At 52.0% G+C, this 225-nt stretch carries 1 protein-coding gene; it reads right to left on the reverse strand.

The features are described from left to right. Positions 1-225, reverse strand: a 225-nt coding sequence (locus SLS51_RS24975) for a DUF1281 domain-containing protein (protein ID WP_323840920.1), incomplete at both ends; no start/stop codon positions are given.

The raw sequence follows: 225 nt of genomic DNA on the forward strand, positions 1-225 counted from the left end.
GACTTTTGGTTAAACAACGCCATGATGGTTTCCTGCGCTGCCGGAAGCAACGTCTCCCATTTTCGCGCGGCCAGACCACTTTGTTGGTATAGCCTGTCAATCTGTTGGCTGATGACTTCATCAAGCGCCACATTATCTTTTAACAAGGCCAGCCATTGCTCAAACGCCCGGTTTTCCGGTGAGTCTACCCCTGTTCCTTTCGCTACCAGCGCCGGATAAAGTGGG

The organism is Photorhabdus africana (genome assembly GCF_035181445.1).
In the GTDB taxonomy this organism is placed as follows: Bacteria; Pseudomonadota; Gammaproteobacteria; order Enterobacterales; family Enterobacteriaceae; genus Photorhabdus; species Photorhabdus laumondii.